This window comes from Marinifilum caeruleilacunae, assembly GCF_013141825.1.
GTDB lineage: Bacteria > Bacteroidota > Bacteroidia > Bacteroidales > Marinifilaceae > Marinifilum > Marinifilum caeruleilacunae.
The window spans coordinates 125,519-138,250 of record NZ_RZNH01000007.1 but is presented as its reverse complement, the minus strand read 5'-3'; the positions used below and the strand labels follow the sequence as shown (position 1 = coordinate 138,250).

At 36.7% G+C, this 12,732-nt stretch carries 12 protein-coding genes; 4 read left to right on the top strand and 8 right to left on the bottom strand.

Translation table 11 applies throughout. The annotated features are described in order from the left end of the window. Positions 1 to 114: 114 nt before the first annotated feature. The 3 genes from ELS83_RS06570 to ELS83_RS06560 form a co-directional block, all read right to left on the bottom strand. Positions 115 to 1,554 (bottom strand): hypothetical protein, encoded by a 1,440-nt coding sequence (locus tag ELS83_RS06570; protein ID WP_171594739.1) that lies wholly within the window; start codon positions 1,552 to 1,554, stop codon positions 115 to 117. A 24-nt stretch (positions 1,555 to 1,578) separates the two neighbouring features. Continuing rightward, positions 1,579 to 2,244, bottom strand: a complete 666-nt coding sequence (locus ELS83_RS06565) for a tetratricopeptide repeat protein (RefSeq protein WP_171594738.1) — start codon at positions 2,242 to 2,244, stop codon at positions 1,579 to 1,581. 189 nt (positions 2,245 to 2,433) lie between these two features. Further along, positions 2,434 to 4,866, bottom strand: a complete 2,433-nt coding sequence (locus tag ELS83_RS06560; protein WP_171594737.1) for an alpha/beta hydrolase family protein — start codon at positions 4,864 to 4,866, stop codon at positions 2,434 to 2,436. 257 nt (positions 4,867 to 5,123) lie between these two features. On the opposite strand from ELS83_RS06560, the gene ELS83_RS06555 reads away from it, so the two are divergent. The 4 genes from ELS83_RS06555 (at position 5,124) to ELS83_RS06540 (ending at position 8,889) form a co-directional block, all read left to right on the top strand. Continuing rightward, complete coding sequence (locus tag ELS83_RS06555; RefSeq protein ID WP_171594736.1) at positions 5,124 to 6,794, top strand: amino acid carrier protein; 1,671 nt, start codon at positions 5,124 to 5,126, stop codon at positions 6,792 to 6,794. A gap of 85 nt (positions 6,795 to 6,879) precedes the next feature. Next, on the top strand, positions 6,880 to 7,392 hold the full coding sequence (locus ELS83_RS06550) for an SRPBCC family protein (protein ID WP_171594735.1): 513 nt from the start codon (positions 6,880 to 6,882) through the stop codon (positions 7,390 to 7,392). A gap of 9 nt (positions 7,393 to 7,401) precedes the next feature. After that, the gene (locus ELS83_RS06545; RefSeq protein ID WP_171594734.1) at positions 7,402 to 8,220 is read left to right on the top strand and encodes a helix-turn-helix domain-containing protein; all 819 of its coding nucleotides are present in this window, start codon (positions 7,402 to 7,404) and stop codon (positions 8,218 to 8,220) included. A 117-nt stretch (positions 8,221 to 8,337) separates the two neighbouring features. Further along, positions 8,338 to 8,889 (top strand): carboxymuconolactone decarboxylase family protein, encoded by a 552-nt coding sequence (locus ELS83_RS06540; protein ID WP_171594733.1) that lies wholly within the window; start codon positions 8,338 to 8,340, stop codon positions 8,887 to 8,889. A 40-nt stretch (positions 8,890 to 8,929) separates the two neighbouring features. On the opposite strand, the gene ELS83_RS06535 is transcribed toward ELS83_RS06540, so the two are convergent. From ELS83_RS06535 to ELS83_RS06515, 5 genes are all read right to left on the bottom strand, one after another. Next, positions 8,930 to 9,496, bottom strand: coding sequence for a pentapeptide repeat-containing protein (locus ELS83_RS06535; RefSeq protein ID WP_171594732.1), 567 nt, complete (start codon positions 9,494 to 9,496; stop codon positions 8,930 to 8,932). Beyond that, positions 9,496 to 10,824: a MutS-related protein gene (locus ELS83_RS06530; RefSeq protein WP_171594731.1), complete on the bottom strand. Its 1,329-nt coding sequence runs from the start codon at positions 10,822 to 10,824 to the stop codon at positions 9,496 to 9,498. Before ELS83_RS06530 ends, ELS83_RS06535 begins: the two co-directional genes overlap by 1 nt. An 84-nt stretch (positions 10,825 to 10,908) precedes the next feature. After that, positions 10,909 to 11,697 carry a PhzF family phenazine biosynthesis protein gene (locus tag ELS83_RS06525; protein WP_171594730.1) on the bottom strand — a complete coding sequence of 263 codons (789 nt, stop codon included), beginning with the start codon at positions 11,695 to 11,697 and terminating at the stop codon, positions 10,909 to 10,911. Position 11,698: 1 nt separating this feature from the next. Beyond that, a complete protein-coding gene (locus ELS83_RS06520) occupies positions 11,699 to 12,217 on the bottom strand; it encodes a hypothetical protein (protein WP_171594729.1) in 519 nt (172 codons plus the stop codon). Between the two features lie 10 nt (positions 12,218 to 12,227). Next, positions 12,228 to 12,608, bottom strand: coding sequence for a nucleoside triphosphate pyrophosphohydrolase family protein (locus ELS83_RS06515; protein ID WP_171594728.1), 381 nt, complete (start codon positions 12,606 to 12,608; stop codon positions 12,228 to 12,230). Between the last annotated feature and the right edge of the window lie 124 nt (positions 12,609 to 12,732).

The window sequence follows — 12,732 nt, the reverse complement described above, 5'->3', positions numbered from 1 at the left end:
CTAACTTTCTGTCTTAGTTTAATACCTGCAAAATTAACAAAAGTGATGGATAGGCAAAAATTAAGGAATAACAGCTTGAATTGTTATTCCTTAATCTTGTATTTTTTCATGATTTTAGTACAAATCCATAAGTTTTCCTTTCTCATCTACTCTAAAAACAGAACAATACCTTTTGCTGTTTCCTTTATAGTCGAAATCAAACTTACCGTACTTTTGGGTATTGACCAGAATTAAATGTGAATCTTCCGACTCAAACACCCAATCTATCTTATACGAATGATTCACTTCAAATAATTTTGGTTTTCGGTAGAGTCCTCTATACTCATGTTCCACAACCATTTGGTTTTGAAAAAGAGTCACTGTTCGTTCGTGATCTTGCCATCCCCAAACTCTTCGGTCGTGGCAATCGTATTCTTCATTCTCCGAATCACAGAAATAATCATCGGTTGCAAATATTTCTGTAGGTTCAAAACTAAAATTTCTTCGGAAGTTCATCTCGTACTTGTGGTTGTAATTGATTTGAATCAACGAACGGTCGGAATGAAACGCATATAGCATTACTCCCGATTTCATTGAATGTATCCCTGCATCCGTGGCATAATCTCCATCAATCAAATATTCAAAATCCCGACTCCAGGTACCCTTATCATCCGTACTGTTTAATGAAATTCTTTTTTCGGCAATTCCCTCAGATTCTATACCATAATAATTTTCCTCGATAATTTCTGCAAGAATTACGAAGTCATTTTCATTTAAAAATCCGATGTCTTTCAGCTTATTGTGGTCTTCATCCTCATAAATCACCTTCTGTTCCACAAGTTCACCTGAAAATTTTCGTCTTTCAAGAATGCCTTTATGTTCCTCTATTCCCACAAATACCAATTCTTCATTCTTACAGCTCATGATATGTGCCCTTTTGTACAAGCTACCGTTCACATGTTGAGCTGAACCGTCTGTTGTGTTCAGGAGTACAAATCCATCATTGGTAAGTAGAATTATCCTTCCATCATCAGTATTTTTGGCATCATAAATTTGATCTACATTTTCAAGAAATTCCGACTTATCCAACTCTCCCTCGGTATATTTGTATAAAAACACTCCTTTGCTCGAAAATGATTTCCTTTTCTTTGTAAATACATAGATACTATTAGCATTTTCAACCAAAGCTACACCTACTTCATCATCTTCAACATTGGTAACAGTTTTGCCAACTACATTAATCCAGATGAATTTGCTCTCTGCAGAATATTTCGCATCTTTTAATACAAAATAGATACGATACAAACCATTTTCATCGAAACTAATTTCCTCATCCAAAGAATGATAATTCCAATCATCTTCAGCATACCAATAAATTTCCCCTGCATCTTCAACATTACATTTTGCCTGAAAACGAATGGGTGTATTTATGGGTAAATCCACAATATCTCCGTGTATTTCAGCAGGGCTTATCAGTTCAATTTCCAATATTTCTTTCTGATCCTTATCCGAATCCTTATCGCAGGATACAAACAGGATTGCTGATAAGATCAATAGGCTTACAAAGCGATTCATTTTTTATAATGTTTGAATGGGTGATTACTCTTTCTCTTTACAATTTCGCTCCCAATATTCTGTGGCAGCGCCAGAACCTAATTCCATGGCGGTCTTCCAGTCGGTGCAGGCATCCTCGGGCTTGCCTGCCTGAAAAAGGCTGATTCCCCTGTTTACGTAGGCTGCAGTATATTCCGGCTTCAATTGAATGGCATAAGAATAGTCGATTATTGCTGAAGAGAACCTGTTTTTTTGAAGGGAAATTGTCGCCCTGTTGAAATAGTAATGAGGAACCAGGTAAAAATCGGCACCATTCATTTTACTGTATGCAATGGCCATACTGTATTCCATCATCGCCCTGTTTAAATCCCCTTTCATTTTATATATTTCACCAATATAGTAGCAAATCTCATCATCTTGCTGAAAGATTTTTTTTGCTCTCTGAAGCAGGCACAATGCAGAATCCCTATACTCCTCACGATTGGTTGCCAGTGTATACAGAAATAAATATGGCTTGCGTAAAGTAGTATCAATAGAAATTGCGCGAGTAAGCTGTGGAAATGCTGCTTCGTAATTTTGTTGCTGAATATTAACAATGGCTTTGTTTGCAATTTCAGCAGCCTGATTTCTCTTTTTTAAATCGACACTCATTTCCTGTCCAACAGCAAAGTATGATAATAAAATCATACCCATCAAAATTCCGTATTTCATAAGTAGTTTATAAGTTTTCTAATATGTTTCTCAATTTCAGAAGGTCAGTTCTTTAAATAAAATGCCAAATATAACACTTAGTATAATTGATATTATTTCTTTCTGTTATTTATCATTATTCCAATTAAAAGATAAATAAAATGCCCGCACAAAATATGTGCGGGCATTGCTTTATATTATTTCTAAAGATTACTTTTCGCTAACTTCTTTGCTATGATTTTTTACGTGTTTTTCGAGCCATTGGTCTTGCTCCCAAAGCATGTGCATGATGTTCTCTTTTGAACGGTACGAATGACTTTCTTTTGGCAACATTACCAAACGAACCGTAGCACCTAATCCTTTAAGAGCATTAAAGTAACGCTCGCTCTGCATTGGGTAAGTTCCCGAATTGTTATCCGAATCGCCATGGATCAATAGCAATGCATTGTTCATTTTTTCGGCATGCATAAATGGTGACATGGTGTAGTAAACCTCCGGTGCTTCCCAGTAGTTTCTTTCCTCGCTCTGGAAACCAAAAGGAGTAAGGGTTCTGTTGTATGCACCACTACGTGCAATACCTGCAACAAACAAATCGGAGTGAGTTAGTAGGTTAGCTACCATAAATGCACCGTAACTGTGTCCACCACAAGCAACTCTGTCTCTATCGATATAACCCATTGCATCAACTGCATCGATAGCAGCTTTCGCATTGGCTACCAACTGAGAACGGAACGAATCGTTTGGCTCTTCTTCTCCTTCACCAACAATTGGGAAAGCAGCATCATCCAAAACAGCATAACCTCTGGTTAGCCAGAACAATGGCGAAGCCCAATACAAATAGGTAAATTCGTTAGAGTTGGCAGTTGTTTGTCCGGCACTAGCTTTGTCTTTGTACTCGGTAGGATATGCCCATAGTATCATCGGCACTTTTTCTTTCTTGTCTTTATCGTATCCTACAGGTAAATATAAGGTTCCCGATAGCTCTACTCCATCTTCTCTCTTGTAAGTAATTACCTCTTTGTGAACTCCTTCGATACTCTTGAATGGATTCTCGAAAGCAGTTAACTGCTTCAACTTATTGCCTTTCAGCTTTCTGAAGAAATAATTTGGGTATTCGGTGTTCGATTCAATTCTTACCAATAATTCCTTTTTCTTCACATCAAAATCTCTTAGATCCTCAATCTTATCGGTATACTTCGATTGATACAATCTCTGAGTTTTCTTTGTTTTAAGATTGGCTTTATCAAGGAATGGGAATTGTCCTTCTTTCGAGTAACCTTCTCCCAATAAGAAAGCGTTATCGCCTTCAAGTGCAAGTGTGTATTTTCCAAATTTGTTTCTGGCAGTTACAAATTCACCCGGATCACTATATTTATCCTGGTAATTTCTATCGTTGATTTTAATTGGTGCTACCGAAGCATCAGAAGGATTAAAAGTGTAGGACTTGGTATTTCTGCTATTCCACCAGTAATCGTGAGCAACAGCAATTTTTTCATTTCCCCAATCGATACCGGCAAAACGATTAATGGTTTTCAAAATGCTCTTGCCATTGCCTTTAAAAGGAGCATCCAATTGGAATACTTCATCTCTGTAGTCTACTTTATTAGCAGGATCACCTCCATCTAAAGCTTCAACATAAATCAATGATGATGCAACATCAAGTCTCCAGCTTACATTTCTTCTTCCTTTACGAACAGCCATAAAACCTTGTGGAAGGTCTTCAATCAATGGAACAGTTAACACATCTTCCACTTTGTTGGCATCCTTAGTGTAAACTGTTGTTTTCGATGGGAATCTGTAGTAAGGTACAAGATAAGAGAAAGGTTTTTCAACAACAGAAATCATCACATAATTCCCGTCAGGCGAGAAGTTAATGCTCTTGTACATTGCAGCTGGCAACCATTTTTCTTTGCTGGCATCCATGTTCACTTTGTACAATTCAGATATGGCAAGCTGTTCAAAGTTGTACTCATCATTCTTGTTCTTTAACAAATCCTGGTAAGTTCTGTTCTGAGCTTTCTTACCTGCATTTTCAGAAATGGTTGGACCGCTAGGAACAGAACTTTTCGTATTGATCAATTCTTTTTTCGATTCGGCAACAAATTTTACAAGTACAGCTTCACTGTTCTTGAACCAATTGATCGGATCTCTTAAGTTCGCATTTACAATTGCATCGGTAATTTTTGTCATCGAAGCTGAATTTTTATCTAAAATCCACACTTCTACACCTTTTGTTGTGGTGTTGGTCATGGCCAGTTTTGTCTGATCAGGAGACCAAACAAAATTGGTAAGTCTCGGATTTTTTGGCAGTCCTTTTACTTGTACAGGAGCATCCGATTTTGAGTTCAGTCTGCGCAATTTAATATTGTTATAATAACTGGTTCTGCTACCAATATTTGTTTTAGGATCGATTCTTAATCCTCCCAAGCGCATTTCTTCCTGCGATAATTCTTGAATGGTTTTGTAGGCATCACGAAACAATAGCACCATATTTTCTTTGCTATTATCCATAAATACAGAAGGAGCTCGCTCAACATCTGCCAATTCCAAAATTTCCTTTGGAGGTTTCTGGAAGTCAATGTTATTCTGTGCATTGACACTTACTGCTACAAAAAATAACAGCACATAAATTAATCTTTTCATTTTTTGTTGTTTTGGTATGGTTTAAAGTCCATAAGGACGGTTAGTTTTTATAAGGGAAAAAATCAATTAATAAATGTAAAGAATTATACGCTGAACTCATCTTATTTTTCGATCAAATTATGATCATGGTCGATCAACTCGCACATCTGCCATTTATTATTCTAGCCCGCGAAAAACTCTCAATTAAAAATAAACTCTTATCTTAGATGACTTTCAAAAATAAATCTATTAACCCATTACCAATTTACCTTTAGTTTATGCATACCCTTAATGATTTTCTTACAATAATTGAAGGATTTTTAGGTGGAAGCAAGTGGTTTCCTATTTTACTAATCGGAACAGGATTATTCTACACCATTTACCTAAAATTCCCCCAGTTTCGATTCTTCAAACACGCCTTAAAAGTTGTTACCGGAAAATATGACAAACCAGGAGAGAAAGGTGATGCTTCTCACTTTCAGGCATTAACTACAGCACTTTCGGGAACGGTAGGTACCGGAAATATTGCAGGTGTAGCTTTGGCAATTTACCTGGGTGGTCCGGCAGCTCTCTTTTGGATGTTGGTTACTGCTTTCTTAGGGATGACAACAAAATTTGTTGAGGTAACACTATCGCACAAATACCGTGAAACAGATGAGAAAGGTTTTATTTCAGGTGGACCGATGTACTACATGAAGAATAAATTGAACATGAAATGGTTGGCAGGTTTCTTTGCAGCCATGACCATTTTCTCATCTTTTGGTACAGGAAGTTTGCCTCAGATTAATTCCATTTCCAACTCGATGTTCACCACATTTGGTTTTAACAAGATGCTGGTTGGAGGAATTCTTACCGTACTGTTGGCCTTTGTAATTCTAGGCGGAATTAAGCGTATTGCAAAAGTTACAGAGAGACTAGTGCCAACAATGGCAATTATATATTTCGTTGGTGCATTGGCTGTAATCTTTTACAATTACGAAAACATTATACCTTCATTCCTATCCATATTTACCAATGTATTTACCGGAACAGCCGCTGTTGGTGGATTCCTTGGTGCCGGATTCTCTTACGCACTTACAAAAGGTGTAAACCGAGGATTGTTTAGTAATGAAGCTGGTCAGGGTTCTGCACCTATTGCCCATGCGGCAGCCCGAACCGAAGAACCCGTTTCGGAAGGAATGGTAGCAATTCTTGAACCATTTATCGATACCATTGTAATCTGTACGCTTACCGGATTGGTGATCTTGTCATCGGGAGTATGGACCGAAAAATTGCCAAATCAGTTCCAACCAACCGATATGGTAATTATGGCTGATCAGTACGATGATACAAATGAAGCCGATCGTGAAAAACTATATCACTATTTAGGTGGCACTTCCGAATTGCCTTTATTTACAGGAGAGCTTAATGTTGAGAATGGTGAAATTAAAAATGAATTAAGCATTATAAATGCTCGTTCGGTAGCTGAAAAAATCCAGGTTTACGATTCAAACAACAAGTTGTACAGTGGTAAAATTGCCATTAATAAAGGAAAATACTCATCGGAAAATGGTGTGGTATTTAAAGGAAATTCATTGGTACACTCGGCACCATTAACTGCCGAAGCATTTACCCGAAGTTTGCTTGGCGATTGGGGAAAATGGATCGTTTCCATTGGTTTGTTGTTATTCGCATTTTCAACTGCAATTGCATGGGCTTATTACGGTGGTCGTTCGGTAACTTACCTATTTGGTGTTAAAGGTGTTCTTCCATATCGCATTATCTATTGCGTTGGATTTTTCATTGCATCTTTTGCCGATACAACCATTATCTGGACCATATCAGGTATAACCATTGTACTAATGGCTCTGCCTAACCTTATTGGAATTCTTTTGTTGCACAAGGATATGAAATCAACTCTAAATACTTACTGGGATAAATTCAAAAAAGAACATCCTTCGGAAGTATAAATCATATTTCTCTGAAAAAAAAGGAACAGAAATCTGTTCCTTTTTTTGTATTTTATTACGAACAAATACTTAATGGTAAATAGCTATGAAAGAGATAGACTGGACGAAATTTGTTCGTAAAATTCATATTAAATCAACAATTGATAAAGTTTACAGGTGCTGGACCACACAACACAAACTGGAAAGATGGTTCCTGAAAAAGGCTGAATTCACAACAAAGAATGATTTGCCAAGGGCAAGCAAAGAATACATACAAGCCGGCGACAAATATTCCTGGCAATGGCACAACTGGGAAGGTGTTGAGCAAGGTGAAATTATCGAAGCCAATGGCAAAGATAGAATTGTTTTTGCTTTCGCTGATAATGAGGTTGAAGTTATCCTGACAAGGGAAAAAGGCATGACTTTGGTAAGTTTGACCCAAAGTAAAATTGCAACCGATGAAAAAAGCAAAATGAATAATTTTGTTGGCTGTAGTAATGGCTGGACTTTTTGGATGACAAACCTAAAAGCCTACCTCGAACATAAAATCATTCTGCACAACAAGAAAGAAGATCAGGCATTACATCCTAATGATGGTTTCCAATACATCAACGTATAACTAATTAGAATGATTCATACATATTCAAACAGAAAAGATTCATCCTATTTTTCATTATCGAATGAAATCATAGATGAAAAACAGACCTATAAAATATTCTGGCAACGAACAGGCTTTTCAAAACTAAATGTCGATGGAATCGATTATTGTATCCATGAAAATCAAATCCTGTTTCTTACTCCGCTGAATCAACTCCAGGTAATTGAGAGTACATCGGAATTGAATCAATTATCATTCAACCGGAAGTTTTATTGCATTCAGCAACACGATCAGGAAGTTTCATGTTATGGGTATTTGTTTTTTGGATCATCAGATGTTCCCATTATTTCATTGGATTCGAAAGAACAGGAAAGTTTCGATTTACTCATTAAGGTGATCCTTGAAGAATTCGAAAACTCAGATCATATTCAAGGTGAAATGTTGCAAGTGCTACTTAAAAGATTTCTGATTAAATGCACCCGACTGGCGAGGAAAAACTTAAGCAATCCTGAGATTAACCAGGACAAACTGGATATTATCAGGCAGTTTAATGTATTGGTAGAAATGCACTTTAAACAGAAACACAAAGTTGCAGATTATGCCAGTTTATTAAATAAATCGCCCAAAACCATTTCCAATTTATTTGGCGAGTACAACGATAAAACACCTTTACAGGTGATACAGGAACGCATTAGCCTGGAAGCAAAAAGACTTTTCATCCATACCGATAAAACCGCAAAGGAAGTTGCCTATGAACTAGGTTTTGATGATGCTGCCCAATTCAGTCGTTTTTTCAGCAAAGTAGTTGGAAAAAGTCCTACCGATTTTAAAAAACAAGCTGTTTTATAGGCATAAAGGAAAAATTGTCAAGTCAGGGGGAAGAATTGCCATTCTTTCCCTTTTGTATTTCTACCACTTTTGTAATAACAAATCAAATAAGAGTATAAATTACAAAAGAATAGAGAAATGAAAACAATCAATGTTCCAACAGTAAATCAGCTTGACGAAAAAGCTCAAAACATTTTAAACAATGTAAAAAGTCAATTGGGTATGGTACCTAATTTATATGCAACCATTGGATATTCCAGTGATAGTTTGGAAAACTTCCTGAACTATTCAGGTAAGGTTGGAAAAGGCACATTTTCGGCTAAAGAAATGGAAGCCATTAAACTGGCTGTTTCGGAAGTAAATGGATGTGAATACTGTTTGTCGGCTCATACTGCCATTGCCAAAATGAACGGATTCACCGAGGAGGAAACCATACAATTGCGCGATGGTAGCATTGCCGATGCCAAATTGAATATCCTAAGTAATCTGGCGGCAGATGTAGCTCTTAACAGGGGCAAGGCAGAACAAAGCAAAGTGGATGCTTTTTTTGACGCAGGATACGACGAAAAAGCTTTAATCGACTTTATTGCGGTTGTTATGGAAATTTCCTTTACCAATTACACGCACAATCTAAGCAAAGTGCCGGTAGATTTTCCAAAAGCAAAAGCCTTAAGCAAATCGGCTGTATAATTTAATCGAAATAAAAAACCCACCATTTTGGTGGGTTTCTTTATTGAATTACAATATCGTATTGCTGCAACAAACCAGCTAAATCCTGCCTGGAGAATTTTGCTTTTTTAATTCTATTAGACTCGGGGTGAATGGTGTAATTGCTTGCAGTGCTTAAATCTGCTTTTTCTAAATTGGTATACTCAAAAACTGCACCTGCTAAATCACAATTTTGAAATAAAGACTGGCTTAGATCCGATTCTACAAAATCAACTTCATGCAAGTGGCAATTTACAAAGTGAATGGCCTTTAATTTTAACTGATAAAAGGAGCTTAAATTCAACATGCAATCCGTAAAACGAAACGAGAGTAATAGTTTGTTACAATCAGGAAAGGAAATGCCCAGCATTTTACAGGATACGAAACTTACATCCCTAAAAGCTGTCTGACTCACATTAGAATTGCTCAGGTCACAAGACTTAAATTCACACTCCACAAAAATGATATCCGACAAGTCGGAGTTCGCAAAAGAGCAATTTACAAAGCTGCAATTTTCGTATTCAGCCTTTTGTAATTCCATTGTCGAAAAATCCATATTTTCAAATACCTGGTCCTCAAAATATTCCATTATCCTTCTTCTAAAAGTTCTACAATTCCTTCTCTTTTTACAATGGCTAACCCATGGCGCTCGCTGGAAATTCCATCCACCAATTGATAGGTATTCACAGGAATATCTCCCTCCAGGCGAGAATCAAAGTACTTCAAATCTGCCAATCCTCCATTTGTCAGCTGCTCCCCTACTTCGGAAATGTGACTGGAAATGATAAAAAGAGATTTTTTGGATTTCAAAAAGCCTTTCGTGATCAATAAGCTTGCATCGTAGGCATCCTTTACATTGGTGCCCCGAAACAATTCATCGAAGATAACAAATAACTTTTTGTGCGATTTTAAGTTCAATGCTGTTTCTTTAATTCTTCTCACCTCGCTGTAGTAATGACTGTATCCTAATTTAATATCATCAGACAAGTTAATGGTGGTAAACAAGCCATTAAAAACAGATAATTCGCAACTTTTAGCAGGAACTGGAAAACCGATATGAGCCAAATAAACACTCAAAGAAACAGCCTTTAAAAAGGTGGATTTACCAGCCATATTAGGGCCGGTCAAAAAACACAAATTGTTTTCTCTTCCCAATTCAAAACTACAAGGAACGGGCTCTTCAATAAAAGGGTGAAAGATATCATTCACCTTAAAAACAGGCTGTTCCAAATTCTTTATTTCAGGAAAATGAAATTCACTGTTCTCACTAAACTGGTTCACTGACAAATAAGCATCCAACAAATAGGTTCTCTTAATTAATCCCTGTAACAATTCAGTGTGTTTCTTGCGAATTAAGGAATCAAACCTATTAATTTGCCTGAAAGAAAGTTTCTTCCTTTTGGGATCAAGCAAAGCAATCAGGTTCTCATCATTTGTAATTTGTTGAAGCTCTAATTGCAGATCTCGGAAAAATTCAGGCAGATCACTGCCCGCCTGATCTATTAACAATTTCAGATTTGAGATTTGCCTGCCAACATATTGAAGAGCAGTTGTAACAATGTAATAATCGTTATTTGGTTTCAAAATGTAGGATATTCTGTCGAATAGCGCATCAATAAAATTATCGCGCAGCGTTACCGTATTCTGATTCAGGTAATACTCTATAATATCGAGCATATTGTCATCCAAACAGGCCTGGATTTGTTCCTTAAGTTGGCCTACAAATTTTATGGTTTCAACCCTGTTTTTAATGCTTTCAATATCATTTGATGGTGTTTCCATTAAATGGATCAAAGCATTATACCCACCTTTTGTTTTCGTAGAATTGAAATAATTAAGAATTGATATATCACCATGATGTTTCGGCAATAAGTTTAAATCATTAATGGTTTGTTGGTCAGTTTTGAATTCTATCATAATCAAATCTACACATTATTAAAAACAGAAAGGGCCTTAGAATTAGTTTTCTAAGGCCCTTTTAGTTTATTTAACATTTCTAAATTAATCTAAATAGATTTCCCCTACGCTATAGCTTACTGCATGTCCGGCAATTTTTACCCTATCGCCACAATCAGAACAATGTAAAACTCCTTTTCGGTCGGACAATTGCATGGCCAACATTTGCTCCTTCCCAATCTTTTCTTTCCAAAATGGAATTAATGAGCAGTGTGCCGAACCCGTTACAGGATCTTCGAAAATACTTGCCCCTGGCGTAAAAAAACGTGATACAAAATCCGATTCTCTTCCAATTGCGGTACAAACAATTCCGCCATGCCCCAAATCGATGGCTTTCAATTTATTCTCATCGGGTTCCAAGGCCATAATATCATCTTCCGATTCGTATAACAAGACATAATCCCTGGCCTGAAACACCTCAATGGGGTGTATGTTTAAACTGTCCTCGATAATGGATGGCAATGAGGTTGGAACTGGCATTCTTGAAGGAAAATCGAGCACATATTTGTGATCCTCAAAAGCAACTTCCAGGTCGCCACTTGCCGATGTAAATCGAATACGATCTTCTTTGTACTCCAGGTGTTTTTTAATTACATGTGCTGTTGCCAAAGTTGCATGCCCACACAGATCCATTTCTATTTCGGGTGTAAACCAGCGGATATGAAAACGATCGGCTTCGGGAACGAAAAAAGCTGTTTCAGCCAAATTATTTTCTTTGGTGATATTGATTAAGAGTTCATTAGGCAACCATTCTTCCAAAGGAATTACACATGCCGGGTTTCCTCCAAACAACTTATTGGTAAATGCATCGATATGGTATTTTGTAAGTTTCATCCTAATCTTTTTTCTGTGTTCGTTTGTATGATGATTTCATGTAGATCTTCTCAATCTTTCCATCCTTTAAACTGGCAATTTGATAATCGTAATGATCCTGGTCCACATAAATCCACGATTCTTTTAATTTCTCGCCATGGTAATCGTATTCATAATGAAGATTTTCTCCTTCGAAATAGCATACTCCTTTGGTGATTCCTCCAAAAATATCAAACTCCCAAAATTGAATCATGGAATCTTTGGCATTGTAGGCCCGAACTCCTTCATTTCTTAGCCCATATTCCTGGGTTTTCGGATCGATTGTCCCATAAGTTTGCACTTTTACAATTTTGTGATCCAGTCCCCATTCAAAATCAACTTCCTGCTTAAACTTTTGTCCATTCGACCATTCTCCTTCGCTAAGCCAAATGCCCTCCACCAAATGATTAAATTTTTCTAAAGAGGTTTTCATCTGCGCTAATCCATTCAAAGAATAGAAGATGCAAAAGAGAAAAATGAGTGTAGCATAGTGTTTTTTCATTGCCATTGATTTAGGGTTTCAAAATTCCTTTAATATCAGGTTTGGTATATCGATCCGATTTGATCACCTTGCCATCTTCCCGATATAATGGTTTACCATTTTCATCTAATTTACTCATATTACTCCTATGTACCTCAGAAAAGATTTCGGGGTATTTATCTTGCAAGCCAAATTCAAGTACAGTTCCCATCACTACATAATGAATATCAGCCAATGCATCGGCCACCTCAATAATATTTCCCGACTCCCAGGCTTCTTTCAGTTCATCCACCTCTTCTTGTATAATATTCTGTCTCAATTTACATCTTTCAAGATCCGGAATTGCAGGTTTTTCTTCCACATTAACACGAAATGCTTTGTGAAATTCATGTACTTTATCTAATGCTTTCATTCATATTCTATTTTATAATCTCCTCACCTTTAATCTTGAAAGTGGTATTTTTTAACAAATTACCATTTCGGTTAATTCTGATTTGATATGGTTTTACTGTCAAAAATAATTTCAATTAAATATC